This window comes from uncultured Comamonas sp. (genome assembly GCF_964277875.1).
Taxonomy (GTDB): domain Bacteria; phylum Pseudomonadota; class Gammaproteobacteria; order Burkholderiales; family Burkholderiaceae_C; genus Comamonas; species Comamonas sediminis.
Genome location: NZ_CAXYJV010000010.1, coordinates 43,009 through 69,063, shown reverse-complemented (window position 1 = coordinate 69,063; position 26,055 = coordinate 43,009). Strand labels below are relative to the sequence as shown.

The window sequence follows — 26,055 nt, the reverse complement described above, 5'->3', positions numbered from 1 at the left end:
CAATCTTTCCTTGGCTTGCATCTGCCTCCAAAAGCAAAACGCCCTGCAGTGCAGGGCGTTTTGCTTGAGAGGGACTTCAGCCGCAATCAGGCCGGCAGGTACTGGGCCGCCAGCGGCATGAAGTCCGCCAGGCCGGCGTCCTGCCCCAGCTCCTCCTGGAGGATGGCTGCCACGCGCGGCGCCACCTCGGCGGCCTTGCGCGCATCAAGGAACAGCAGGCGGCTGCGGCGCGCCAGCACGTCTTCCACGGTGCGCGCGTATTCGAAGCGCGCGGCAAAGCGCACCATGGCTTCGTTCAGGCCGTCTGCCAGCCATTCGTCGTTGCCCGGCAACGCCTCCACTGCCGAGGCTTCCGTGCCATAGGAGTGCAGGCCCTGGACCTGGTTCATGCGGTGGTGCACGGCGGATTCGGCCGGGGCGCCGGCCAGCGGCAGGCGGGCCGTGACGCCACCGGGGCGGTGCGGCAGGCGGCCGATGGCAAAGCACTCGGAGAGCACGTCTTCGGCCATGGCGCGGTAGGTGGTCCATTTGCCGCCCGTGACGGTGACCAGGCCGGTGCGGCTGGACATGACCGTGTGCTCGCGGCTGATCTTCTTGGTGTTCTCGCCGTCGTCGTCCTGGGGCTTGACCAGCGGGCGCAGGCCGACCCACATGCTGCGCACGTCGGCCAGCGTGGGCTGGCGCGTGAGATAGCGTCCGGCCTCGGTGAGGATGAAGTCCAGCTCCTCGGGGAACGGCAGGGGCTCGCGTGCCAGGTCGTTGCGCGGGGTGTCGGTGGTGCCCAGGATGACCTTGCCCAGCCAGGGCACGGCAAAGAGCACGCGGCCATCGGCCGTCTTGGGCACGAGCAGGGCGTGGTCGCTGGGCAGGAAGTCGCGGTCCACGACCACGTGCACGCCCTGGCTGGGCGCGACCATGGGCTTGACGGGACGGCCCTGGGCCTCGGCGTCCTGCTGGCGGAACAGGTCCACCCAGGGGCCGGTGGCGTTGACCACGCACTTGGCGCGCAGCGTGAAGCGCCGGCCCGATTCCGTGTCTTCGCAGACCAGGCCGGCGACCTTGCCGCCTTCATGCAGCAGTTCAAGCGCGGGGCAGTAGTTGACCAGCAGCGCGCCCTTGGCGGCGGCCGTGCGGGCCAGCGCCAGCGCCAGGCGGGCATCGTCGAACTGGCCGTCCCAGTATTTGACGCCGCCCTTGAGGCCTTGCTGGCGCACGGTGGGCAAACACTTGACAGTGCTGGAGCGCGAGAGGAATTCGGTGGCGCCCAGGCCTGCCTTGCCGGCCAGCGCGTCATACATCTTGAGGCCGATGCCGTAGAACGGCGTGTCCAGCAGCTTGTAGGACGGCATGACAAAGGCCAGCGGCTGCGCCAGATGGGGCGCGTTGTGCAGCAGCGTGGTGCGCTCGTGCAGCGCTTCGCGCACCAGGGCGATGTTGCCCTGGGCCAAGTAACGCACGCCACCATGGACCAGCTTGGTGGCACGCGAGGACGTGCCCTTGGCGAAGTCATGCGACTCCACCAGCACGACCTTGAACCCGCGCGCCGCCGCGTCCAGGGCCACGCCCAGGCCGGTGGCACCGCCGCCGATGATGGCCAGATCGTAGGTTTCAGGCTGGGCCAGGCGTTCCAGCAGGGCGGCGCGGCCGGTGGGCAGAGGGGAAGCAGCGAGGGACATGGATCTTCGACGAAGGAATGTGGGGCAAGTTAACAGGGCGCCATGTAGCCGCCATGTCAGCACCCGGGACGCCACGCCTGCGCCCAATGCGAAGGGGACGGAATCGGGTTTTCCGCTATTTTCGCTCGTTTTTGTATTTTTTTCTTCGCTATCTTTCGTTTCGTGTTTTGGCGACCCAGGACGCCCAACGATGGACTGTGGTGCCAGCGCAGGGTATTGCGCCCAAAGCCGACGCGGCCCAACTCAGGGACGCCGAGCAAGAGCCGCCTCGCGGCGAGGGCGTCGTCCCCCTCCCCCGCGAAGCGGGTAGAGAGGCGCCGTGCCACGGGGGGAAGCCGCGCAGCGGCTCAGGGGGTGTTACCTCACCTTTCCGTTTTTCCAGGCATTGAGCAGCGTGTCATACGCAATCGTCTCGCCCTTGGGCTTTTCATTGGCCAGCTTCTTCCACGGCGCCTGCTTGTCGCTGAGCCACTTGGCCGGGTCGCCCTTGGGGTTGAGCTTGGGAGCGCAGTGCGCCATGCCGGCACGCTGCAGGCGGGACATGACCTGATCCATTTCCTCGGCCAGGTTGTCCATGGCGCCCTGGGGCGTCTTCTCGCCGGTGACGGCCTGGGCCACGTTCTTCCACCACAGCTGGGCCAGCTTGGGGTAGTCGGGCACGTTGTTGCCGGTGGGCGTCCAGGCCACGCGGGCGGGGCTGCGGTAGAACTCGACCAGGCCGCCGAGCTTGGGCGCCATGTCGGTCATGGCCTTGGAACGGATGTCGCTCTCGCGGATGGGCGTCAGGCCGACGATGGTCTTCTTGAGGCTGGTGGTCTTGGCGGTGACGAACTGCGCGTATAGCCAGGCGGCGGCCGTGCGGTTGGCGTCATGATCCTTGAAGAAGGTCCAGCTGCCCACGTCCTGGTAGCCGTTTTGCATGCCGTCCTTCCAGTAGGGGCCGTTGGGGCCGGGCGCCATGCGCCATTTGGGCGTGCCGTCGGCATTGACCACGGGCAGGCCGGGCTTGGTCATGTCGGCCGTGAAGGCGGTGTACCAGAAGATCTGCTGCGCGATATGGCCCTGGGCTGGCACGGGGCCGGACTCGCCGAAGGTCATGCCCATGGCTTCCTTGGGCGCGTATTTCTTCATCCAGTCCACGTACTTGGTGAGCGCGAACACGGCGGCCGGCGAGTTGGTGGCGCCCCCGCGCGAGACCGAAGCGCCCACGGGCGTGCACTTGTCGTCGGCCACGCGGATGCCCCATTCATCGACGGGCATGCCGTTGGGAATGCCCTTGTCAGCCGCGCCGGCCATGGACAGCCAGGCATCGGTGAAGCGCCAGCCCAGCGACGGGTCCTTCTTGCCGTAGTCCATGTGGCCGTAGATGGGCTTGCCGTCGATCTGCTTGACGTCGTTGGTGAAGAACTCGGCGATGTCCTCGTAGGCGCTCCAGTTCAGCGGCACGCCCAGCTCGTAGCCGTACTTGGCCTTGAACTTGTCCTTGAGGTCCTTGCGCTCGAAGAGGTCGGCGCGGAACCAGTAGAGGTTGGCGAACTGCTGGTCGGGCAGCTGGTAGAGCTTGCCGTCGGGCGCGGTGGTGAAGCTGGTGCCGATGAAGTCCTTGATATCCAGGCCCGGATTGGTGAAGTCCTTGCCCGCGCCGGCCATGTAGTCGGTCAGGCTCATGATGCGGCCGTAGCGGTAGTGCGTGCCGATCAGGTCGGAGTCGGAGATCCAGCCGTCATAGATGGACTTGCCCGACTGCATCGAGGTCTGCAGCTTCTCGACCACGTCGCCTTCCTGGATCAGGTCGTGCTTGACGGTGATGCCCGTGATCTCGGTGAAGGCCTTGGCCAGCGTCTTGCTCTCGTACTCGTGCGTGGTGATGGTCTCGGAGACCACGGCGATCTCCTTGACGCCCTTGGCCTGCAGCTTCTTGGCCGCCTCGATGAACCACTTCATCTCGGCCATCTGCTGGTCCTTGGACAGCGTGCTGGGCTGGAACTCCGCGTCGATCCACTTCTTGGCTTCCGTCTCTCCGGCCCAGGACGCCTGCCCCGCCGCCAGCAGGGCCGCCGCGAGGGCGATGGTATGAAGTCGTTGTTTCATCTGCCGTCTCCTAGATTCTTGCTGTCTCCCCGACATGCACATGCACCAGCGGGCCCCGGGGGAGCTTCGGACCCGGCTGTCGATAAATGGAATGAAGTGATCAGCCTTTGCGCATGACCACGGCCAGCACGAGCATGGACAGCACCAGGCTGATCCACACCGAAGGCTCGGCCTCCAGCGAGAACCACTGCACCATCCTCTCGCCCAGGCCCACCCAGGCCAGATTGACATAGGCCGCCAGCAGCAGCCCGATGAACAGCCGGTCCCCGCGCGTCGTCGCCATCGGCAGCCAGCCCTTGCGCATCACGGTCGGGCTGCGCAACTCCCACAGCGTCATGCCCACCAGCATCAGCACGATGCAACTGAAGAACACCGCCACCGGCAGCGTCCAGGCCATCCAGGAAAACATTGACGAGTCCTTTCAGAAATCCAGCATCAATCCCGCAGCTTCTCGAAACCGGCAGAGCCCAGCCCAGGGACACCGAGGAAGGGCCTACGCCGGCCGCGCCGCCCCGCCCCGAAGGTGTCGTCCCCCTCCCCCGCGGAAGCGGGTAGAGAGGGGGAAGCGGCGTAAGCCGCTCAGGGGGTGCCTCAAACCCTTCCCATGGCGAACCCCTTGGCGATGTAATGCCGCACAAACCAGATCACGATGGCGCCCGGCACGATGGTCAGCACGCCGGCCGCCGCCAGCGTCGCCCAGTCCATGCCCGAGGCCGAGACGGTGCGCGTCATGGTCGCCACGATGGGCTTGGCGTTCACGCTAGTCAGCGTGCGCGCCAGCAGCAGCTCCACCCAGCTGAACATGAAGCAGAAGAAGGCCGCCACGCCCACGCCGGCCTTGATCAGCGGCAGGAAGATGGTGAGGAAAAAGCGCGGGAAGGAGTAGCCGTCGATATAGGCCGTCTCGTCGATCTCGCGCGGGATGCCGCTCATGAAGCCCTCCAGGATCCAGACGGCCAGCGGCACGTTGAACAGCAGGTGGGCCAGGGCCACGGCGATGTGCGTGTCCATCAGGCCCACCGTGGTGTAGAGCTGGAAGAAGGGCAGCAGGAAGACGGCCGGCGGCGTCATGCGGTTGGTCAGCAGCCAGAAGAACACATGTTTGTCGCCCAGGAACTGGTAGCGCGAGAACGCATAGGCCGCCGGCAGCGCCACCGTCAGCGAGATCACGGTGTTGATGGCCACGTAGATCAGGCTGTTGATGTAGCCCGAGTACCAGGAGGCGTCGGTGAAGATGGTTTGGTAGTTGGCCCAGGTGAAATGCTGGGGCCACAGCGAGAAGCTCGACAGGATCTCCTCGTTGGTCTTGAAGCTCATGTTGACCATCCAGTAGATGGGCAGCACGGCGAACAGCAGGTAGGCGACGAGGAACAGCGTGCGCTTGTGGAAACGGCGGTCTTCAGTCATGTCCGGCCTCCCGCAGGGCCACCCCAAGGGAGGCCGAGCCCCCTCGGGGGGCAGTGAACGAAGGGAGCGTGGTGATCATTCTTTTGCCCCTTCCTTGTCTGCCGTGCCCACGCGCTGCATCCAGTTGTAGAGGATGAAGCACAGCAGCAAGATGATGAGGAAATAGATCAGCGAGAAGGCAGCCGCCGGCCCGAGGTCGAACTGGCCCACGGCCTTTTGCGTGAGGTACTGCGACAGGAAGGTGGTCGCATTGCCGGGCCCGCCGCCCGTGAGCACGAAGGGCTCGGTGTAGATCATGAAGCTGTCCATGAAGCGCAGCAGCACGGCGATCATCAGCACGCCGCGCATCTTGGGCAGCTGGATGTAGCGGAACACCGCGAACTTGCTGGCGCCGTCGATGCGCGCGGCCTGGTAGTAGGCGTCGGGAATGGAGCGCAGGCCCGCGTAGCACAGCAGGGCCACCAGCGGCGTCCAGTGCCAGACATCCATGACCAGCACAGTGAGCCAGGCATGGGTGGCATTGCCCGTGTAGTTGTAGTCCACGCCCAGCGCGTTGAGCGCCGCGCCCAGCAGTCCGATATCGGCGCGGCCGTAGATCTGCCAGATGGTGCCGACCACGTTCCACGGAATCAGCAGCGACAGCGAGACCACGACCAGCACGGCCGAGGCCTTCCAGCCCTGGGCCGGCATGGACAGGGCCAGGGCGATGCCCAGCGGGATCTCCACCAGCAGCACGGCCAGCGAAAAACCGATCTGGCGCAGCAGGGCCGAGTGCAGTTCCTCGTCGCGCATGACTTGGGCAAACCATTCCGTGCCCACGAACACGCGCCGGTCGGGACTGATGATGTCCTGCACCGAGTAGTTCACCACCGTCATCAGCGGGATGATGGCCGAGAAGGCCACGCAGATGATGACCGGCAGGATCAGCAGCCAGGCCTTCTGGTTGACGGGCTTGACGGTCTGGCTCATGCCTGCAGCTCCTCGTTGACGTAGTAGCAGGTGTGGGGACCCTGCAATTGCACCCAGACGGTCTGCCCTGCGGCAGGCAGGAAAGCATCGGCACCGCAGCGCAGCTTGAGCAGCCGCTCGCCCAGGCGCGCCACCAGCAACTGGTGCGTGCCCACGTCCTGCACGCGCTCCACCGTGCAGGCCACGGCGCCGGGCGCGTCGGCCGAGGCCAGTGCCAGGTACTCGGGGCGTATGCCCAGGCTCAGCGGCAGGCCGGGCGCCACACCGGCCAGCGCTTCGGGCAGGGGCAGGTACTGGCCCTCGGCCAGCAGCCGGCCGCCGTCCTGCTGCAGCGGCACGAAGTTCATGCCCGGCGAGCCGATGAAGTGGCCGACGAAGGCGTGGCTGGGCCGCTCGAAAAGCTGGGCGGGCGTGCCCACCTGCACGGCGCGCCCACGCGTCATGACCACAACGTGCTCGGCAAAGGTCAGGGCCTCCACCTGGTCGTGCGTCACATAGATCAGCGTGAGCCGCAGTTCATGATGGATCTGCTTGAGCTTGCGGCGCAGCTGCCACTTGAGCTGGGGGTCGATCACCGTGAGCGGCTCGTCGAACAGCACGGCCGACACATCGGGCCGCACCAGGCCCCGGCCCAGCGAGATCTTCTGCTTGGCATCGGCCGACAGGCCGGCCGCGCGCTGGTCGAGCTGGCCGCTCATCTCCAGCATCTCGGCGATCTGGCCGACCCGCGCGCGGATGCGCTCCTCGGGCATTCGGCGGTTCTTCAGCGGAAAGGCCAGGTTCTCGGCCACGGTCATGGTGTCGTAGATCACCGGGAACTGGAACACCTGGGCGATGTTGCGTTCCTGGGGCGTGGCGCGCGTCATGTCGCGGCCGTCGAACAGCACCTTGCCCTGCGAGGGGACCAGCAGGCCCGACATGATATTGAGCATGGTGGTCTTGCCGCAGCCCGAGGGGCCGAGCAGCGCATAGGCGCCGCCGTCCTCGAAGACCATGCTCAGCGGCAGCAGCGCGTAGTCGCTGTCCTGCTGCGGGTTCGGCTTGTAGGAGTGGGCCAGATCAAGTTCTATGCGGGCCATCTCATCGTCCTCCCGGCCGCGCCGGCGCCAGCAGCAGCGCGCCGTCCGTGCCGAACACATAGGCATGGGCCGGGTCCAGGTGCAGCGTGATCGCGCTGCCCAGGTCCAGGTGGTGCACGCCCGTGACCTGGGCCACCAGCTCGCCCCAGGGCGTGGTGGCATGCACGAAGGTGTCGGAGCCCGAAATCTCGGCCAGTTCCACCACGCCCTGCAGCGCCAGATCGCCGGGCCGGGACTGCAGGCGCAGGGCGCTGGCGCGCAGGCCCAGGGTCAGTTGGCCGGACACGGCCAGGTCCGCAGGCAGCGCCACGGGCAGCCGCGCGCCGCCCGGCAGTTGCAGCCCGCCTTCCACGGCACTGGCCACGATCAGGTTCATGGGCGGATCGCTGAAGGCGCGCGCCACGCGCAGCGAATTCGGTTGATGGAAGACCTCGGCCGTGGGGCCGTACTGCAGCAGTTCGCCCTCATGCAGCACCGCCGTGTAGCCACCCAGCAGCAGGGCCTCGCCGGGCTCGGTGGTGGCATAGACCACGGTGGAGTCGCCTGTGGCGAACAGCTGGGTCAGTTCCTCGCGCAGTTCCTCGCGCAGCTTGTAGTCGAGGTTGACCAGGGGCTCGTCCAGCAGCATCAGCGGAGCGCCCTTGGCCAGGGCGCGCGCCAGCGCCACGCGCTGCTGCTGGCCGCCCGACAGCTCGGCCGGGTAGCGGTCCAGGAACATCTCGATGTGCAGCCGCTCGGCCAGGGCGCGCACGCGCTGCGCCACGTCGCGGTCGCCGCGCAGCTTGAGCGGCGAGGCGATGTTGTCCGCCACCGTGAGCGAGGGATAGTTGATGAACTGCTGGTAGACCATGGCCACGTTGCGCTCGCGCACGGGCATGCCGGTCACATCGACGCCATCGGCGCGCACACGGCCTTCGGTGGGCACGTCCAGGCCGGCCATGATGCGCATCAGGCTGGTCTTGCCGGCCTGCGTGGCACCCAGCAGCACGGTCACCGCGCCGCTTTCCAGTTCAAGGTGCATGGGGTGCAGCCAGGTCTGGCCGCCCACGCGTTTGCTGATTCTCTCCAACACCAGTTCCACGACCGCCCTCACTGACGAGGCCGCCTCGGGGGCAGCGATTGAACAAGGAGAAACATCTCGCTCAAGGCGGCGATTGCGCGCCATCCGAAAGCAAGAACGTGATCATTTTTGTTCTTTCCAGATCGCAGCCCATCAACACATACCCTAGGTGCTGTTCTTTTTTCTTCGTTTTAAAGTTCCCCAACCCACGGCCGACCAGGGGCAAATGCGCTATAACCCGGTCGCCCCGCCTTGTTTGCCTGAGAACGCACCAGATCTGGAATAGCCGCCGTGAACACCAATCCCCGACAACTACAGCTGCTCGACGAAGTGCGCAGCCGCCAGTCCACTTCGGTGGAGCAGCTGGCCGAGATCCTGGGCGTGACCCTGCAGACCGTGCGCCGCGACATACAGAAGCTGGCCGATGCGGGCCTGATGGTGCGCTTTCACGGCGGCGTGCGCGTGCCCAGCGCCACGGTGGAGAACCTGGGCCACACCCAGCGCCAGGTGCTGCATGCCGAAGGCAAGTCGCGCATTGCGCGTGCCGTGGCCGAGGCCATTCCCAACGGCTGCTCGCTGATCCTGAACATCGGTACCACCACCGAGGCCGTGGCCCAGGCCCTGCTCAAGCACCGGGGCCTGCGCGTGATCACCAACAACCTCAACGTGGCGGCCATCCTCAGCTCCAACGCCGACTGCGAAGTCATCGTGGCCGGCGGCGTGGTGCGCACGCGCGACCGGGGCATCGTGGGCGAGGCGGCCGTGGACTTCATCCGCCAGTTCAAGGTGGACATCGCCCTGATCGGCATCTCGGCCATCGAGCCCGATGGCAGCCTGCGCGACTTCGACATGCGCGAAGTCAAGGTGGCCCAGACCATCATTGCCCAGTCGCGCGAGGTCTGGCTGGCCGCCGACCACAGCAAGTTCCACCGCCAGGCCATGGTGGAGCTGGCACGCCTGGACCAGATCGACCGCCTGTTCACCGATACCGCGCCCCCCGCTCCGTTCGATGCCCTTCTGCGCGAAGCCGAAGTGCAATGCGTGGTGGCGCAATAAGTTTTCCGCAGCCGCTGCGCCACCGCCCGCACAGGACACGCGCACCGGCCCTGCTTTTCCTGGATACCGCACCATGACCTATCTGCTTGCCCTGGACCAGGGCACCTCCAGTTCGCGCAGCATCGTCTTCGACACCCAGGGCCGCATCGTGGCCTCGGCCCAGCTGGAGCTGCCGCAGATCTATCCCCGGCCCGGCTGGGTCGAGCACGATCCGCGCGAGATCTGGCGCACCCAGCTGGCCACGGCGCGCGAGGCCCTGGCCAAGGCCGGGCTGGCGGCGGCCGACATCCGCGCCCTGGGCATCACCAACCAGCGCGAGACCACCGTGGTCTGGAACCGCGCCACGGGCCAGCCCATACACCACGCCATCGTCTGGCAGGACCGCCGCGCCGAGCCGCTGTGCGCCCAGCTGCGCGAGGCCGGCCATGCCGACACCATCCAGCGCAAGACCGGCCTGCTGATCGACGCCTATTTCTCGGGCACCAAGCTGCGCTGGATTCTGGACAACGTCAACGGCGCGCGCGCCGCCGCCGAGCGCGGCGAGCTGGCCTTCGGCACCGTGGACAGCTGGCTGATCTGGCAGCTCACGGGCGGACGCCGCCATGTGACCGATGTCTCCAACGCCAGCCGCACCATGCTGTTCAACGTCCACACCAACCAGTGGGACGACGATCTGCTGGCGCTGCTGGAGATTCCGCGCGCGCTGATGCCCGAGGTGCTGCCTTCCGCCGCCGATTTCGGCCGCACGGCAGCCGAGGTGCTGGGCGGCGAGATCGCCATCGGCGGCGTGGCCGGCGACCAGCAAAGCGCCCTCTTCGGCCAGGCCTGCTTTTCGGCCGGCATGGCCAAGAACACCTATGGCACGGGCTGCTTCATGCTCATGCACACGGGCGGCGTGTTCCAGACCTCCGCCAACGGCCTGCTGACCACCGCTGCGGCACAGCCCACCGCTGCGCCGGCCTATGCGCTGGAAGGCAGCGTCTTCGTGGGCGGCGCCGTGGTCCAGTGGCTGCGCGACGGGCTGCGCGCCATCGAGCACAGCGGCCAGGTGCAGCAACTGGCCGAGAGCGTGCCCGATTCGGGCGGCGTGATGATGGTGCCGGCCTTCACGGGCCTGGGCGCACCGTACTGGAAGCCCGATGCGCGCGGCACCATCACGGGCCTGACGCGCGGCACCACCATCGCCCACATCGCGCGGGCAGCGCTTGAATCCATCGCCTTCCAGAGCGCCGCCCTGCTGCTGGCCATGAGCCGCGACGCGGTGGCCAGCGGCGGCGCGCCGGTGAGCGAACTGCGCGTGGACGGCGGCGCCTGCGTCAACAACCTGCTCATGCAGTTCCAGGCCGACCTGCTGGGCATTCCCGTCGTGCGCCCGGCCTGCGTGGAGACCACGGCCCTGGGCGCTGCCTACCTGGCGGGCCTGTCCTCGGGCGTGTACCAGAGCACCGAGGAACTGTCGGCGCTGTGGAAGGCCGAGCGCCGCTTCGTGCCCACGCTGGACAAGCACCGCGCCGACGAGCTGATGGCGCGCTGGGAGCATGCGGTGGCCCAGACCGCGCTGGCGGCCTGACAACGGGCTCACGGCCTTGTTCAGGGCGGCCAGCCTGGTGCTTTCCGGCCTGCTGCTGGCCGGCTGCGCCGCGCCGCCCCAGGCCCTGCCGGCCCCGCAGCCCACGGCATGCGCGCGCCTGCAATGGCTGGGCAGCACCTCGATTGCGCGCGAGGAGCCCATCCATGGCGCCACCACCGGCGGCATCTCGGGCCTGGACTATGACGCGCGGCGCGGCGACTTCGTGGCCATCAGCGATGACCGCTCGGCGCGCGGCCCCGCGCGCTGGATGCGCCTGCGCATAGAGCCGCTGGACGCGGGCCAGCGCGCCGGCCCCAACCCCTGGCAGGCGCAGGTCACCGAAGTGCATCCGCTGCTGGATGCCGAGGGCCGCTGGCTGCGCCCGCGCCATGCCGCGCCCGCCACCCAGCCCGTGCCCGACCCCGAAGCCATCCGCCTGCTGCCGGACGGCGGCCTGCTGTGGACCGATGAAGGCGACCCGGGCCGGGGCTTTGGCACCTCGCTGGTGAGGACCGACGCCACGGGCCGCCAGATCGCGCGGTGGTTCTACGCATTCAAGGACGAGGCCGGCGTGCCGGGCCTGCGCTCGAATTTCGGCTTCGAAGGGCTGGCCGTGACGCCGGACGGCCAACAGGCCTGGCTGGCCCTGGAGGCGCCGCTGCGCCAGGACGGCCCGCGCGCCAGCGCCGCCACGGCAGGCTCGCCCGTGCGCATCAGCCTGGTCAGCCTGGACGACGGCCGGCTGCTGCGCCAGATCGCCTACCAGCCCGATGCCGTGCCGGCCGCCAGCTGGGCCCTGCCCCAGCGCGAGGTCAACGGCATCAGCGAGATCCTGCTGGACGGCCCCGGCCACCTGCTGGTGCTGGAGCGCTCCTACAGTCCAGGCCACGGCTTTGGCGCGCGGCTGTACCGCATCGACCTGCAAGCGCCCGATACGCTGGCCATGGACAGCTTCATGCGCAACCCGCCGCAGGTGGCAGCCAAGCAGCTGATTGCCGACCTGTCCACGGTTCAGCCCGGCCGGCTGGACAACATGGAAGCCATGTCCTGGGGCCCGCCGCTGCCCGATGGCACGCGCGTGCTGGTGTTCGCCAGTGACGACAACTTCAACCCGGCGCAGGCCAACCAGATCCTGATCACCGCCTACCGGCCCTCGCCGCCCTGCGCACCCTGAAGGCGCTTCAGGGCGTGGCCTGCACCTGCTCCTGCGGCAGGTAGATGCGCGTCAGCCCGCGCGCAATGGCCTCCACGATCTGCTCGCGCCGCAGGCCGATGTGCTCGGCCATCAGGCGTTCGCTGGCTTGGGCGTCGCGCGCACGCAGGGCCTGCAGGATTTCCAGGTGCTCGTGCTGGGTGGAGGCGCGCCCCACGCTCTCCATGTCGATCCAGCGGATGAAGCGGATGCGCTCGTTCAGGCTCGCCAGCATGCGCCGCAGCTCGGCGTTGCCGGCCATGTCGGCAATGCGCAGATGGAATCCCTCGTCCAGGTCCACCAGCTGCCGGATCGGCGTGTCGGAGGCCACGCGCTGGCTCTGCTCCAGGTAGGCCAGGGCCTCGTCGAGCTGGGCATCGGTGGCGCGCTCCACGGCCAGCCGCACGCATTCGCGCTCCACGGCCACGCGGGCCTCGTACAGGTCCAGCGACTCCTTCACGTCCAGTTCGCGCCGCATGTAGCCGCGGCTGGCCGGCAGCAAAAAGCCATCGGCCACCAGCCGCGTCAGCGCCTCGCGCACGGGCGTGCGGCTCACGCCCAGGCGCAGCGCCAGTTCGCTCTCGCTCAGGCGCTCGCCTGGCTTGAACTCGTAGGAGATGGCCATGTCACGCAGCGTGCTGTAGACGCTGGAGCCCCGTTCATGGCGGATGTTGGAGATTTTCATGGCGCCATTGTGCCCTTTGGCGCTGCGCATTCTTTTAAGTATACTGAAATGGATTCTTAAAAATCCCGTCACCCAACCTGCCTGGAGACTCCCGACATGACCACCGCTTTCAATGGCGCCGACGCCATGGTCCGCATGCTGCAGCTCAATGGCGTCAAGCACATCTTCGGCCTGTGCGGCGACACCAGCCTGCCCTTCTACGACGCCATGGCGCGGCTGGACCACGGCATGGATCACATCCTCACGCGGGACGAGCGCAGCGCCGGCTACATGGCCGACGCCTATGCGCGCGTCACCGGCAAGGTGGGCGTGTGCGAAGGCCCCAGCGGCGGCGGCGCCACCTACCTGCTGCCCGGCCTGGCCGAGGCCAATGAGTCCTCGGTGCCTGTGCTGGGCATCACCTCGGACGTTTCCGTGGGCGCGCGAGGCAAGTTCCCGCTGACCGAACTGGACCAGCAGGCGCTGTACAGGCCCCTGACCAAGTGGAATACCACCATCGACCGCGTGGACCAGATTCCGCACGCCGTGCGCAGCGCCTTTCGCGCCATGACCACGGGCCGGCCCGGCGCCACCCATATCTGCCTGCCCTATGACGTGCAAAAGCACACGCTGGATCCGGCCGATGTCTGGGCCCAGCCAGGGCATGACCACTATCCGGCCTACCGGTCCGTGCCCGATCCGGCGGCCGTGGCCGAGGCTGCCGACCGCCTGGTGGCGGCACGCTGCCCCGTGCTGATCTGCGGCGGCGGCGTGCTGATCGCAGGCGCCAGCGGCGCACTGGATGCGCTGGCCACCCTGCTCAACGCGCCCGTGTGCTCCAGCGTCAGCGGCCAGGGCAGCCTGGCGGGCAGCCATCCGCTCAATGCCAGCGTGGTGGGCACCAATGGCGGCGTGGAGGCCACGCGCGCCGTGGTGGCGCAGGCGGACCTGGTGATGTTCATCGGCGCCCGGGCCGGCTCCACCACCACCGAGCACTGGCAGATGCCCTCGCGCAAGGTGACCATCGTCCATCTGGACGTGGACGCCATGACCATAGGCACCAACTACCGCACCGACGTGGCCCTGGTGGGCGACGCCCTGCTGGGCCTGCAGGCGCTGCACGCGGCCGTGCAGCAGCGCATCGCCCGCCGCCCCGCCGATGCCGCAGACGGCGCCGCGCTGGCGGCCACCGCGCGCGCCACCAAGCAGGCCTTCTTCGCACCACTGGCGGCCTCGCTGGAGCGCCCCATCAAGCCCGAGCGCGTGGTGGACACGCTCAACCGCCTGCTGCCCCCGCGCGCCATCGTGGTGGCCGACCCCGGCACGCCCTGCCCCTACTTCACGGCCTATTTCGACGCGCCCCAGGCCGGCCGGCACTTCATCACCAACCGCGCGCACGGGGCGCTGGGCTTTGCCATGTCCGCCGGCTTTGGCGCCGCCATCGGCCAGCCCGATTCCGTGGTGGTCGCGGTCATGGGCGACGGCAGCTTCGGCTTCACCTGCGGCGAGCTGGAAACCATCGTGCGCCGCAACGTGCCGCTGAAGATGATCGTGTTCTCCAACAGCGTGTTCGGCTGGATCAAGGCCAGCCAGAAGTCCGGCTACGATGAACGCTACTTTTCAGTCGACTTCAACCGCACCCACCATGCCCGCGTGGCCGAGGCCTTCGGCGTCAAGGCATGGCAGGTGCATGACCCGGCAGATCTCGAAGCCGCGCTCAAGGCCGCGCTGATGCACGACGGCCCGGCGCTGGTGGATGTGATCTCGCAAGAGCTCCAGGACACGGCCGTGCCGGTGAGCCAGTGGATGGGTTGACGCCAGGCCCCACGCACAGATTCCCGATTTCCTGCCCGCAAATGCGCTTGAAAAGGAGCCTTCCCATGCCCCATCCACCCTCACGCCGCCAGCTGCTGCTGGCCACGGCCGCCGCATGCCTGCTGGGGCCGGCCGGCACGGCATCCGCGCAGGGCGCCGCCCCGCTCAAGCTGGTCATCACCTTCCCGCCGGGGGGCAGCACCGACATCGCCGCGCGCATACTGCAGCCGCGCCTGGGCGAGGTGGCCGGGCGCCCGGTGATCGTGGAGAACCGCCCCGGCGCCGCCAGCCAGATCGCCACCCAGTACGTGGCCAAGTCCGCCCCGGACGGCAACACCCTGCTGTTCAGCTTCGACACCCATGCCATCAATCCCATCGCCAAGTCCCGGCTGCCCTACGACACCTTCAAGGACTTCACGGGCGTGTCGCTGGCGCTGCGCTTCCCGCTGGTGATCGGCGCCTCGGCCTCGGTGCCCGCCAGGGACCTGGCCGGCTTCCTGGAACTGGCGCGCCGCAACCCGGGCAAATACAGCTACGCATCGACCGGCCTGGGGTCCATGAACCACTTGGTGATGGAGGACATCAAGCGCCGCTCGGGCACCTACGTGCTGCACGTGCCCTACGGCGGCGGCGGCCCGGCCGTGCAGGCCGTGCTCGGCAATGTGTCCGACCTCACCCTGCTCAGCTACGCGGCGCTGCGCGGCCAGATTTCGGCAGGCAAGATCAAGCCGCTGGCGGTGACCGGCCTCAAGCGCCTGCCCGAGCTGCCCGACGTGCCCACCGTGGCCGAGTCAGGCTTCCCGGGCTTCGAGGCCTACTCGTGGATCGGCGTGTTCGCACCTTCCGCCACGCCGGCAGCCACGGTGCACAAGCTCACCGAAGACTTCCAGGCCACGCTGAACACGCCCGACATCCGCAGCAAGCTCATGCAGTCGGGCTTTGAAGTCATGGCCACGGACGGACCCGCCCTCGACCGCTGGGTGCGCCAGGAATATGAGCGCTGGGGCCGCTTCGTGCGCGACAACAAGGTCCAGCTCGAAGACTGAGAATCCGGACGGCACCCCCTACACCACACAGGAGCATTCATGGCACTTCCGCTGGACCACATCGTCATCGCCGTGCAGGACCTCGAGGCCGCCGTGGCGGACTACCGCGCGCTGGGCTTCCAGGTCGCCATCGGCGGCCGCCATCCGGGCCGCACCTCGCACAACGCACTGGTCGTGTTTGCCGACGGCGCCTACCTGGAGATCATTGCCTGGACCGCCCCGGCGCCCGAAGAGCGCTGGTACCGCACGCTGCGCGACCATGGCGAAGGGCTGGTGGACTTCGCCCTGCTGCCCCAAAGCACCGCCCAGGCCCTGGCCGAGGCGCGCGGGCGGGGGCTGGATACCCTGATCGGCCCCGTGGACGGAGGCCGCGTGCGCCCCGATGGCGCGCAACTGCTGTGGCAGACGGCGCGCCACGCCACGCCCGACCTGCCCTTCCTGTGCGGCGACGTCACGCCGCGCGCGCTGCGCGTGCCCGAGGGCAGCGTGCGCGAGCATCCCAACGGCGCACTGGGCGTGGCCTCGCTGACCGTCGCCGTGCACGACCTGGACGCCAGCCTGGACCGCTACCGGGCGCTGCTGGGCCCGGGCCTGCCGCTGCAGAGGCTGGACGACCAGGGCGCGCGGCTGGCATTGCCGGGGTTCGACCTGCTGCTGCAAGGCGCGCAGGCACTGGCGGCCTCCGACGCACTGCGCCAGCGCCTTGCCACGCGCGGAGAGGGCCCTTGCGCACTCACCCTGCGCCAGCGGCCCGGCGCCCCGGCACAGCCTCTGGACCTGGCCGCCAGCCATGGCGTGGACATGCGCTGGCACGGTGGGAACACGCTCTAAACTCTTCGTTTTCCTTCTCCACCGCCACCAGCATGAACACCGTTTCCACAGCCTCCCCTGTCATCGCCTTCATCGGTGGCGGCAACATGGCCAGCGCCATCATCGGCGGACTGATCGGCCAGGGCCAATCCGCAGACCGCATCGTCGTCGTCGAACCCTTCGAGGCTGCGCGCGACGCGCTGCGCACGAACTTCGGCATCACGGCGCATGCCGATGCCGCGGCCGCCGCCAGCGCGCTGGACGGTGCCAGCATCGTGGTCTGGGCCGTCAAGCCCCAGACCTTCAAGGAAGCCGCCCAGGCCGTGGCGCCGCACACCGCCCAGGCCCTGCACCTGAGCGTGGCCGCCGGCATTCCCACGGACTCCATCGCCCAGTGGCTGGGCACGGGCCGCATCGTGCGCGCCATGCCCAATACGCCGGCCCTGGTGGGCAAGGGCATGACGGGCCTGTTCGCCCGCGCCCAGGTCGATGCCGCAGGCAAGAGCGCCATCGAGCAGGTCGTTGCCACCACGGGCCAGTTCGTCTGGGTCGACCAGGAAGCGCACCTGGACGCCGTGACCGCACTGTCGGGCTCGGGCCCGGCCTATGTCTTCCTGTTCCTCGAAGCCATGACACAGGCCGGCGTTGACATGGGCCTCACGGCCGAGCAGTCCTACCGCCTGGGCGTGGCCACCTTCCAGGGCGCATCGGAACTGGCCGCCCGCTCCACCGAAAGCGCCGACGTGCTGCGCCAGCGCGTGACCAGCAAGGGCGGCACCACCCACGCCGCCATCACCCACATGCAGGCGCAACAGGTGCCCGAGCATTTCGTGGCCGCCATGCGGGCAGCGGAAACACGGGCCAAGGAGCTGGCCGCCGAATTCGGCCGCTGAGCCCGGCGCAGCGCGCCCCAGGCTCCATGCAAAAGGGAGGCACCGGCCTCCCTTGTTTTTTCAGCGCTGAACCCTCAGCGCAGCGCAAACCCCAGTGCCACGCCCGCGAACAGGCTGGCACCGATCCAGTGGCTCTTGCTGAAGGCGACGAAGCAGCCCTCGCGCGTGCGGTGGCGGATCAGGGTGAAGTGCCAGATCACCTGGGCCGCGGCCACGGCCAGGCCCAGCCAGAAAGGCCAGGCCAGGCCATAGGGCGCCAGCGCCCAGATAGTGAGCAGGCCGCAGAGCACGAAAAAGCCCATGACGGCCACCACGTCGAAGCGGCCCAGGGTGATGGCCGAAGTCTTCATGCCGATCCTGAGGTCGTCGTCGCGGTCCACCATGGCGTATTCGGTGTCATAGGCCAGCACCAGAAACATGTTGGCGAGCCACAGAATCCAGGCCGTGGCCGGCACCTGGCCCTGCACGGCGGCGAAGGCGATGACGATGCCGAAGTTGAAGGCAATGCCCAGGAAAGCCTGGGGCATGGCGAAGAAGCGTTTGGTGAACGGGTAGAGGATGGTGAACAGCACGGCGGGCACGGACCAGGCCACGGCCTCCCAGCGCGTGGTCAGCACCAGGCCCAGCGAGACCAGGGCCAGGGCCGCGCCCAGCAGCGCGGCCTCCTTGACCGAGACCTGCCCCGAGGTGATGGGCCGCTGCGTGGTGCGCTTGACGTGGCGGTCGAAATCGCGGTCGGCGATGTCGTTGATGCAGCAGCCGGCGCTGCGCATCAGCACCGTGCCCAGCACGAAGACCACCAGCAGATGCCAGCCCGGAAACCCGCCCGCTGCCACCCACAGTGCGGCCAGCGTGGGCCAGACCAGGACCAGCCAGCCGGCCGGCCGGTTGAAGCGGACCAGGTCCAGATAGAGCGACAGTTTGCTGCGCCGGGGCGCAGGCATGGGCGTAGAGGAGGAGGTGGTGGGCATGGCGTCTGGGCGCCGATGGCGGCCGTGGGCCGGCCATCGCACGCATCACATTCGAAAATGCCCGCATTGTCGCCGCTGGGCGGGCGGGCTCGGCGGCGCGCCTCAGCAGCGCCTGCCGGCAACGCGGGTTTGCGCCCACTCCACGGCACAGATCACCAGCGCCATCCAGGCCAGGCCCAGCAGCCAGCCGGCCAGCACATCGCTGGCATAGTGCACGCGCAGCACCACGCGGCTGGCGCCCACGCCCAGGGCGACAGCCAGGGCCGCCAGGCCCACGGGCCAGCGCCAGGCCGGGCGCAGGTACGGCAGCAGCAGCCAGGCCAGCATCAGATAAAGCACGAAGGTGCCCGCGCTGTGGCCGCTGGGGAAACTGAAGCCACCCTCAGGCACCCAGCCACCCACGGGGCGCGGACGGCCCACGCTGGTCTTGATGGCGCGTATCCACAGGCCCACGCCAGCCGTGGCCACCACCCAGGCGGCCGCATGCAGCCAGTCGCGCCGCCACAGCAGCAGCGCCAGCACGGCGGCCGACAGCGACACCATCCAGGCCACATTGCCCAGTTGGGTGAAGGCGACCACGGGGCGCACCCAGGCATCGGTGGCATGGCCGGCCAGCCACAGGTGCAGGGCCTCGTCGAGCACCGGCCAGTCGGTGCAGGTGGCGCAGCCTACGGGCTGGGCCAGGCCCAGCATGTCGCGCACCATCACGGCCAGTGCCAGCAAGGCCAGCACGCCGGCGGCAGCCAGGCCCAGCCATGCGGCCCGCGGCATGGGCAGGCCTGCGTGGCGCAGCCGGGCCGTGGCAGGCAGGCGCAGATAGAAAAAAAGGCCGCCCAGGGCGGCCAGTACCAGGCACAGGCCGCCCGTGGCGGCGTGTGCGTCAATCCAGGTCCAGAGCATGCGTTGGCATCACTCCCGGGCCAGGGTGGGTACGCGGGAAGACTGGGGTTTGCGCAGCATCAATCTTCGAGCAGGGCGCGCAGCATCCAGGCGGTCTGCTCGTGCACGGTCAGGCGCTGGGTCAGCAGGTCGGCCGTGGGTTCGTCGCTGGCCTTGTCGGCCAGGGGGAACAGGCTGCGCGCCGTGCGGGCCACGGCCTCGTGGCCGGCGACCAGGATGCGCACCATCTCCAGGGCCTTGGGCGGGTCGTGGGGCACGTCGGCCAGGCTGGTGAGCTTGCCGAAGTCGGCATAGGAGCCCGGCGCGAAATGGCCCAGCGCACGGATGCGCTCGGCGATGGGGTCGACGGCGTTCCACAGCTCCGTGTACTGCCCCATGAACATGGTGTGCAGCGTGTTGAACATCGGGCCGGTGACGTTCCAGTGGAAATTGTGCGTGGTCAGATACAGCGTGTAGGTGTCGGCCAGCAGGGCCGACAGGCCCTTGGCGATGGCCGCGCGGTCCTTGTCGCTGATGCCGATATGGATGGCGGAGGAGCGCACGGACGCCGGTGCCACGTCGGCCAGTGCGGCCTTTGCAGGCTGCACTGCCTTGTCGGCCTGCACGGCCTCTGGCTTCTTTGCACCGGACTTGTCTTTGCTGGCATTTTTGGCCATGGGATCCCTTTCAGCTTCGTACAAACGGAAGATGCTCCCGGCAGGTCGCCCGGGAGCCAGTTGCAACGATAACGCAAGCGCAGCGGCCCCACAGGCCCGACTCGCGCGCCGGTGCGGTCATCAGGACAGGCGTTTGACGCCGGGCAAGGCGCAGGCGTAGACGGCGTTGCGCAGGGCGGCGATGGCCTCGTAGCGCGTGAAGCTGCGGCGCCAGGCCAGGACTACGCGGCGTGTCGGCGGGGCCGAGCCGTCGTCCTCGAGGATGGGCAGGTAGCGGATGTGCGGCTCGTCAGTCTTGCGGCGGCGCGCCGTGGTCTCCAGCGCATCGGCGGGCACGGACAGGCGCGGCACCAGGGTCACGCCCATGCCGGCGGCCACCATGTGCTTGATGGTCTCCAGCGACGAGCCTTCGAAGGTGCGGCGAATGCCTTCGGCATTGCTGGCATAGCGTGCGAACTCGGGACAGACCTGGAGCACATGGTCGCGGAAGCAGTGGCCCGAGCCCAGCAGCAGCATGGTCTCGTTCTTGAGATCGCTGGTGGAGACATGGTCCTTCTGGGCCAGCGCATGGGTGCTGGGAACGGCGGCCATGAAGGGCTCGTCGTACAGCGGCGCCAGCGCCAGGCCGGTGTCGGGGAAGGGCTCGGCGACGATGGCGCAGTCGATCTCGCCGGTGCGCAGCATCTCCAGCAGCTTGATGGTGTAGTTCTCCTGCAGCATCAGCGGCATCTGCGGCGTGCGCATGATGGAGTTGCGCACCAGGTCAGGCAGCAGGTAGGGGCCGATGGTGTAGATCACACCCAGGGTGAGCACGCCGGACAACGGGTCCTTGCCGCGCTTGGCGATTTCCTTGATCTCGGCGGCCTGCTCCAGCACGCTTTGCGCCTGACGGATGATCTCCTCGCCCAGCGACGTGACCGACACTTCGCCGGCACTGCGCTCGAAGAGCTTGACATCGAGCTCCTCCTCCAGCTTCTTGATCGCCACGGACAACGTGGGCTGGGACACATAACAGGCTTCGGCGGCGCGGCCAAAATGCTTTTCACGTGCCACGGCCACGATGTATTTGAGTTCGGTAAGTGTCATTGGCGAGCTGTGTCTGGGAGGGAGCCTCGGAAAATACGATGGTCTTACACCAAGAACCTGTGCCGGAACCTTTGTGCAATCAGGCCTTGCGGCCCGCTTGCCGGGGTGCTCCCCTCAAAAGTTCCTGCACAGGTTCTAGGATTTGTCCTAATTCGATTGTGCCAGTCCTCGTCCGCGCATGACCACTGCGCGCTCCCCGACCCGCCGGCTTTTTGTATTTATCCACCTAGTGCAACGGCCGGCGCATCCGGTCGCGTTGCTGCATGAGCTGGTCCATGCCTATCAATGCAGCCAGGCCTATGGCCACGATCACGGTAAAGACCGGAAGGTCCAGGGCGCTGATCACGGCAAAGCCTTGCGGCCTAGCATAACGCTGTGTCTCTGAAATGCATACGAAGTCCGCTGCGGCCATGCCGGTGTAGTGCATGGAACAGACCGCCGCGCCCATGACGGCGGCGGCCAGCGCACGCATGCCCGGCGAGCTGGTGCGAAACGACAGCCACAGCGCGGCGCTGGCCGCGGCCACGGCGATGCCCACGGACAGCAGCACGGTGGGAACGGACCAGACGATGAAGCCCGGAAAGCGCATGCCATACATGCCCAGGTAATGCATGAAGGCCACGCCCAGGCCCAGCAGGGTGCCCGCGCCCAGCACGCGCGCCCCGCTTTCGGGCCGCCGCGCGACAAAGGCCAGCGCCACCGAGGTGGCGGCAACGGCGGCGCACAGGGACAGCAGGGTTTCGACCATGGAGTAGCCCGAACCCATGCCCAGGTTCAGCGCCAGCATGCCCGTGAAATGCATGGACCACACGCCGATGCCGCCCAGCGCCGTGCCTGCCGCCAGCAGGTTCAGCCAGCTGATGCCCTCGCGTCCCCGGATGCGCTGCGCCGCAGTCAGGGCTACGAAGGAGCCCAATACGGCAATGCCATAGGACAGGACCACCAGGCCCATGCGCCAGGAGGTTTCGACGATCTCATTCGCTTGAACGGCTTCATTCATGTTGGCAGCTCCTCATTCGCAGAAAAATGGGACAACACAAGAGTGATCGCGGCCGTCCTCCCCGTGGGGGAGGCTTGGCAGGCCATCCCCTCCCGGATGGAGCTACCCTGTTTTTTGTGACTCAATGTACCAAAAGGTCACAAATATTCAATGCCGTAACGGGACGGTGCTGTCACCGCCAGGACGGCATGAAGCGCTCCATTTCGATGGCTACAACGCGTGTGGAAACCATATCTGGCGCGGGCTGCAGGCCTGCGGAAGATGACGTTGCCAGGCAGCGCCTGGACACGTAAAAATACGTAACACAGCCACCCAGCAAAAATGGAACGAACCGATCAGGCCTTGAGGAATTCGGCCTTGCCGCCCAGCCAGCGGCCCACATGGCGCTGGGCCAGTTGCGGGTGCTGCTCCAGCATGCGCGGCGCCAGTTCGCGGGCCCAGTCGAGCAGCATCAGGTCCTGCTCCAGGTCGGCGAAGCGCAGCATGGGCGCACCCGACTGGCGCGCGCCCAGGAATTCCCCGGGGCCGCGGATCTCCAGGTCGCGCCGCGCGATCTCGAAGCCGTCATTGGTCTCGGCCATGGCGCGCAGCCGGTCCTTGGCCGTCTCGCCCAGGCGCCCGCTGTCCCCCACCGAATACAGCAGCACGCAGGCCGAGGCCGCCGCACCCCGCCCCACGCGCCCGCGCAGCTGGTGCAGCTGCGACAGGCCGAAGCGCTCCGCATGCTCGATGACCATGAGCGAGGCGTTGGGCACGTCCACGCCCACTTCGATCACCGTGGTGGAGACCAGCACGCCCATGACCCCGGCGGAGAACAGCTCCATCACGGCCTTCTTCTCGGCCGTGGGCATGCGCGAGTGCAGCAGGCCGACCATGACGTCGGGCAGCATCTCGCTCAGGTAGGCATGGGTGGCCGTGGCGTTGGACAGGTCCAGCGCCTCGCTTTCCTCGATCAGCGGGCAGACCCAGTAGACCTGGCGTCCTTCCGCGACCTGGGCGCCTATGCGCTCGATGACCTCGTCCTTGCGGCTGTCGGCAATGAGCTTGGTGACGATGGGCGTGCGGCCCGGCGGCAGTTCGTCGATGGTGGACACATCCAGGTCGGCGTAGTAGCTCATGGCCAGGGTGCGCGGGATGGGCGTTGCGCTCATCATCAGCAGATGGGGCTCCATGCCCGAGGCCGCGAGCTTCTGGCGCAGCGCCAGCCGCTGGGCCACGCCGAAGCGGTGCTGCTCGTCAATGACGGCCAGCGCCAGGTTCTTGAACTGCACCTGGTCCTGGATGACGGCGTGCGTGCCCACGACCAGGGCCGCCTCGCCGCTGTGGACCAGCTCCAGCATGGCGGTGCGTTCCTTCTTCTTCTGCGCGCCGGCCAGCCAGGCCACGCGCTTGCCCAGCGGGGCCAGCAGCGGCTCCAGCCAGCCGACCAGCTTGCCGAAATGCTGCTCGGCCAGGATTTCGGTGGGCGCCATCAGCGCGCACTGCCAGCCGGCCTCGATGCAGGCCACGGCCGACAGCGCCGCCACCACGGTCTTGCCCGATCCCACATCGCCCTGCAGCAGCCGGTGCATGGGCATGCGGCGCTCCATGTCGGCAAGGATCTCGGCCACCACGCGCTGCTGGGCGCCGGTCAGGCCAAAGGGCAATTGGTCCAGGAACTGGCGCGCCAGGCCCTGGGCGCTGTCCATGGGCAGGGCGCGCAGCACGGGCGCCCTGAGCCGCGCGCGCTCGCGCTTGGCCTCGTATTGGGACAGTTGCTGGGCCAGCAGCTCCTCGGCCTTCAGGCGCTGCCAGGCCGGGTGCGAATGGTCTTCCAGCGTGGCCAGGGCCACATCGGGCGTGGGGTGGTGCAGGAACTGCAGCGCATCGCGCAGGCTGAACAGCGGCGGCAGCCCGCCGTTGCCATGGAACTGCGCCACGGGCGGATGCTCGCCCTGGGGCAGGGTATCGGAGAGATCGGCGCGCAGCATGGCCGTGACCGCCGCGCGGCGGATGTAGGCCTGGGGCAGGCCCGCCACCGTGGGATAGACGGGCGTGAGCGCCGTGGGCAGGTCGCCGCCCGCCGCGCGAAACGCCGGGTGCAGCATCTGCCGGCCCCAGAAGCCGCCCTTGACCTCGCCGCGGATGCGCAGCCGCGCGCCCACGGACAGGGTTTTCTGGTGCGAGGGGTAGAAGCTGAAGAAGGTCAGCACGCATTCGGCCGTGCCATCGTCCACCGTGACCTTGAGCATGCGGCGCGGGCGCAGTTGCACCTCGCTGTGGGTCACCGTGGCCTCGATCTGCACCGTATCGCCCTCGCGGGCATTGCGCAGCGCGGTGATGCGCGTCTCGTCCTCATAGCGCAGCGGCAGATGCAGGGCCAGATCGATGTCGCGCACCAGGCCCATCTTCTGCAGCGCCTTCTGCGCGGCGCTGGCTGCGGGCTTGGCGGGCGCTGCGGGCTTGTCTCCTGCCTTGTCCGCTGCCTTGCCGCCCTTGCCTGCGGCCTTTCCCTTGCCGGCACGCGCGGCCTTGCCGCCGGGGGCGTCGCGCCCCAGATCTGGGAAGGCAGAGGAGACGTTCAAGGGCATGGGCTATCCTGTTTCAGAGCATGCGCATGGACATGGGCGGGCATGCAGCATAGTGTATGAATATACAGGTGTAGGCAACACGCCACGTTCATGCCGGATGCCCTTGCCCAAAGCACCCTTGAGGCCCCGGGTCTCTGGGGAAGCCGCTACCATGCACGCTGACGTTACGTAGTGTTACCCCGCCACCGAATGCCATGTTGAAGCGTATCAATGTCCAGCATGTCACTCTGGGCATGTTCCTGCACGAGTTCTGCGGCTCCTGGATGGAGCATCCTTTTTGGCGAACCCGTTTCCTGCTCCGCTCCGAGGCCGACCTCCAGCGCCTGCGCTCCACCTCCATCCAGGAGGTCTGGATCGACGTGCGCAAGGGCCTGGACGTGGGTGTCCAGGTGCCTTGCCTGCGCTTTGACCCGCAGGACGAGCTTCGCCACCAGATCCCGGACAGCGCCCGCCCTGTCTCCGAGCAGAGCACGGCCCCCATTTCCACCGCCACCGAGCTGCGCCGCGCCGCCCAGACCTGCGTGCAGGCCAAGCAATTGCTCAGCCGCCTGTTCAGCGACGCGCGGCTGGGCCGGCCCGTGGACGCCACGGCCGCCGGGCAGCTGGTGGACGATGTGACGGCCTCCGTGGCGCGCAATCCCCACGCCCTGATCGGCCTGGCACGGCTGAAGACGGCCGACGACTACACCTACATGCACAGCCTGGCCGTGTGCGCGCTGATGGTGGCGCTGGCCAAGCGCATGGGCCTGGACGACCACAGCCTGCGCAAGGCCGGCATGGCCGGTCTCATGCACGACCTGGGCAAGACCGCGATCCCGGTCGCCGTGCTCAACAAGCCCGGGCCGCTGGACGATGCGGAATGGGCGCTGATGCGTGCTCACCCACGCCATGGCGAGCAGCTGCTGCGCCCGCTGGGCCTGGACGACGAGGTCATCGATGCCTGCCTGCACCACCACGAAAAGGTGGACGGCAGCGGCTACCCCGACGGACTGCAGCAGGGCGACATCGGCCTGCTGGCGCGCATGACGGCGATCTGCGATGTCTACGACGCCATCACCTCGGACCGGCCCTACAAGAAGGGCTGGCCGCCCTCGGAGGCGCTGCGGCGCATGGCCGAGTGGAGCCCCCGCCATTTCGACAAGCGGCTGTTCGAGCAGTTCGTGCAGACCGTGGGCATCTATCCGCTGGGCTCGCTGGTGCGCCTGCATTCGCAGCGCCTGGCGGTCGTGGTCGATGCCTCGCCGGGCAGCCTGCTGGCACCTCGCGTCAAGGTGTTCTATTCGCTGCGCCAGGCCTGCCGCATCACGCCCGAGATCGAGGACCTGTCCGAGAGCCAGGGCAACGACCGCATCATCGCGCGCGAAGACCCGGCGAACTGGGACTTCCCGGATCTGGAGACGCTGTGGCTGGAGTTCGAGCGCCAGCCCCAGACACAGGCCCAGATGGCCAAGTGACCGCCGCGAAATTCCGGGGATGACCCCAGGGTTTGCGACAATGGCGGACTTCCGTTCAACGAACTTGGAACGGGCCATGTCCGGCCCTCA

At 68.1% G+C, this 26,055-nt stretch carries 22 protein-coding genes; 8 read left to right on the top strand and 14 right to left on the bottom strand.

The genetic code is table 11. The annotated features are described in order from the left end of the window. Positions 1 to 86: 86 nt before the first annotated feature. From ACHWUQ_RS05055 to ACHWUQ_RS05025, 7 genes are all read right to left on the bottom strand, one after another. Positions 87 to 1,676: a glycerol-3-phosphate dehydrogenase/oxidase gene (locus ACHWUQ_RS05055; RefSeq protein ID WP_012202963.1), complete on the bottom strand. Its 1,590-nt coding sequence runs from the start codon at positions 1,674 to 1,676 to the stop codon at positions 87 to 89. Between the two features lie 357 nt (positions 1,677 to 2,033). Then, positions 2,034 to 3,767 carry an ABC transporter substrate-binding protein gene (locus ACHWUQ_RS05050; RefSeq protein WP_394680508.1) on the bottom strand — a complete coding sequence of 578 codons (1,734 nt, stop codon included), beginning with the start codon at positions 3,765 to 3,767 and terminating at the stop codon, positions 2,034 to 2,036. Between the two features lie 100 nt (positions 3,768 to 3,867). After that, entirely contained in the window at positions 3,868 to 4,176 is a 309-nt protein-coding gene (locus tag ACHWUQ_RS05045; RefSeq protein WP_043820414.1) for a DUF2160 domain-containing protein, read from the bottom strand. Between the two features lie 182 nt (positions 4,177 to 4,358). Beyond that, positions 4,359 to 5,174, bottom strand: a complete 816-nt coding sequence (locus ACHWUQ_RS05040; RefSeq protein WP_013804448.1) for a carbohydrate ABC transporter permease — start codon at positions 5,172 to 5,174, stop codon at positions 4,359 to 4,361. 75 nt (positions 5,175 to 5,249) lie between these two features. After that, positions 5,250 to 6,143 carry a carbohydrate ABC transporter permease gene (locus tag ACHWUQ_RS05035; RefSeq protein ID WP_013804449.1) on the bottom strand — a complete coding sequence of 298 codons (894 nt, stop codon included), beginning with the start codon at positions 6,141 to 6,143 and terminating at the stop codon, positions 5,250 to 5,252. Then, positions 6,140 to 7,222: an ABC transporter ATP-binding protein gene (locus ACHWUQ_RS05030; protein ID WP_394680507.1), complete on the bottom strand. Its 1,083-nt coding sequence runs from the start codon at positions 7,220 to 7,222 to the stop codon at positions 6,140 to 6,142. Before ACHWUQ_RS05030 ends, ACHWUQ_RS05035 begins: the two co-directional genes overlap by 4 nt. A gap of 1 nt (position 7,223) precedes the next feature. Next, the gene (locus tag ACHWUQ_RS05025) at positions 7,224 to 8,303 is read right to left on the bottom strand and encodes an ABC transporter ATP-binding protein (protein ID WP_394680506.1); all 1,080 of its coding nucleotides are present in this window, start codon (positions 8,301 to 8,303) and stop codon (positions 7,224 to 7,226) included. 270 nt (positions 8,304 to 8,573) lie between these two features. On the opposite strand from ACHWUQ_RS05025, the gene ACHWUQ_RS05020 reads away from it, so the two are divergent. From ACHWUQ_RS05020 to ACHWUQ_RS05010, 3 genes are all read left to right on the top strand, one after another. Beyond that, positions 8,574 to 9,338 carry a DeoR/GlpR family DNA-binding transcription regulator gene (locus ACHWUQ_RS05020; RefSeq protein WP_012202956.1) on the top strand — a complete coding sequence of 255 codons (765 nt, stop codon included), beginning with the start codon at positions 8,574 to 8,576 and terminating at the stop codon, positions 9,336 to 9,338. A 73-nt stretch (positions 9,339 to 9,411) separates the two neighbouring features. After that, the gene (gene glpK, locus ACHWUQ_RS05015; protein ID WP_012202955.1) at positions 9,412 to 10,908 is read left to right on the top strand and encodes a glycerol kinase GlpK; all 1,497 of its coding nucleotides are present in this window, start codon (positions 9,412 to 9,414) and stop codon (positions 10,906 to 10,908) included. Further along, positions 10,877 to 12,082, top strand: coding sequence for an esterase-like activity of phytase family protein (locus ACHWUQ_RS05010; protein WP_394680505.1), 1,206 nt, complete (start codon positions 10,877 to 10,879; stop codon positions 12,080 to 12,082). Before glpK ends, ACHWUQ_RS05010 begins: the two co-directional genes overlap by 32 nt. A gap of 7 nt (positions 12,083 to 12,089) precedes the next feature. On the opposite strand, the gene ACHWUQ_RS05005 is transcribed toward ACHWUQ_RS05010, so the two are convergent. Then, a complete protein-coding gene (locus tag ACHWUQ_RS05005; RefSeq protein WP_065345993.1) occupies positions 12,090 to 12,785 on the bottom strand; it encodes a GntR family transcriptional regulator in 696 nt (231 codons plus the stop codon). A 96-nt stretch (positions 12,786 to 12,881) separates the two neighbouring features. Between ACHWUQ_RS05005 and ACHWUQ_RS05000 the strand changes: the two genes are divergently transcribed. The 4 genes from ACHWUQ_RS05000 to proC all read left to right on the top strand — a co-directional run bounded on the left by ACHWUQ_RS05000 (position 12,882) and on the right by proC (position 17,328). Beyond that, positions 12,882 to 14,579 carry a thiamine pyrophosphate-binding protein gene (locus tag ACHWUQ_RS05000; protein ID WP_394680504.1) on the top strand — a complete coding sequence of 566 codons (1,698 nt, stop codon included), beginning with the start codon at positions 12,882 to 12,884 and terminating at the stop codon, positions 14,577 to 14,579. A gap of 65 nt (positions 14,580 to 14,644) precedes the next feature. Next, positions 14,645 to 15,625 (top strand): tripartite tricarboxylate transporter substrate binding protein, encoded by a 981-nt coding sequence (locus tag ACHWUQ_RS04995; protein ID WP_034389944.1) that lies wholly within the window; start codon positions 14,645 to 14,647, stop codon positions 15,623 to 15,625. A gap of 39 nt (positions 15,626 to 15,664) precedes the next feature. Then, a complete protein-coding gene (locus ACHWUQ_RS04990) occupies positions 15,665 to 16,456 on the top strand; it encodes a VOC family protein (RefSeq protein ID WP_394680503.1) in 792 nt (263 codons plus the stop codon). A 32-nt stretch (positions 16,457 to 16,488) separates the two neighbouring features. Then, positions 16,489 to 17,328 carry a pyrroline-5-carboxylate reductase gene (proC, locus tag ACHWUQ_RS04985; protein ID WP_013804459.1) on the top strand — a complete coding sequence of 280 codons (840 nt, stop codon included), beginning with the start codon at positions 16,489 to 16,491 and terminating at the stop codon, positions 17,326 to 17,328. Positions 17,329 to 17,402: 74 nt separating this feature from the next. Here proC and ubiA read toward each other — a convergent pair whose 3' ends face one another. The 6 genes from ubiA to recG form a co-directional block, all read right to left on the bottom strand. After that, entirely contained in the window at positions 17,403 to 18,272 is an 870-nt protein-coding gene (ubiA, locus tag ACHWUQ_RS04980) for a 4-hydroxybenzoate octaprenyltransferase (RefSeq protein ID WP_034398097.1), read from the bottom strand. Positions 18,273 to 18,401: 129 nt separating this feature from the next. Beyond that, a complete protein-coding gene (locus ACHWUQ_RS04975; RefSeq protein WP_394680502.1) occupies positions 18,402 to 19,199 on the bottom strand; it encodes a phosphatase PAP2 family protein in 798 nt (265 codons plus the stop codon). Positions 19,200 to 19,258: 59 nt separating this feature from the next. Beyond that, complete coding sequence (locus tag ACHWUQ_RS04970; RefSeq protein WP_034389936.1) at positions 19,259 to 19,855, bottom strand: Dps family protein; 597 nt, start codon at positions 19,853 to 19,855, stop codon at positions 19,259 to 19,261. 120 nt (positions 19,856 to 19,975) lie between these two features. After that, positions 19,976 to 20,941 carry a LysR substrate-binding domain-containing protein gene (locus tag ACHWUQ_RS04965; RefSeq protein ID WP_013804463.1) on the bottom strand — a complete coding sequence of 322 codons (966 nt, stop codon included), beginning with the start codon at positions 20,939 to 20,941 and terminating at the stop codon, positions 19,976 to 19,978. 226 nt (positions 20,942 to 21,167) lie between these two features. After that, positions 21,168 to 21,941, bottom strand: coding sequence for an MHYT domain-containing protein (locus ACHWUQ_RS04960; protein WP_013804464.1), 774 nt, complete (start codon positions 21,939 to 21,941; stop codon positions 21,168 to 21,170). Positions 21,942 to 22,276: 335 nt separating this feature from the next. Beyond that, positions 22,277 to 24,511 (bottom strand): ATP-dependent DNA helicase RecG, encoded by a 2,235-nt coding sequence (recG, locus tag ACHWUQ_RS04955; RefSeq protein WP_088165868.1) that lies wholly within the window; start codon positions 24,509 to 24,511, stop codon positions 22,277 to 22,279. Between the two features lie 194 nt (positions 24,512 to 24,705). Between recG and ACHWUQ_RS04950 the strand changes: the two genes are divergently transcribed. Then, a complete protein-coding gene (locus ACHWUQ_RS04950) occupies positions 24,706 to 25,965 on the top strand; it encodes an HD-GYP domain-containing protein (protein ID WP_198820109.1) in 1,260 nt (419 codons plus the stop codon). Positions 25,966 to 26,055: the final 90 nt, after the last annotated feature.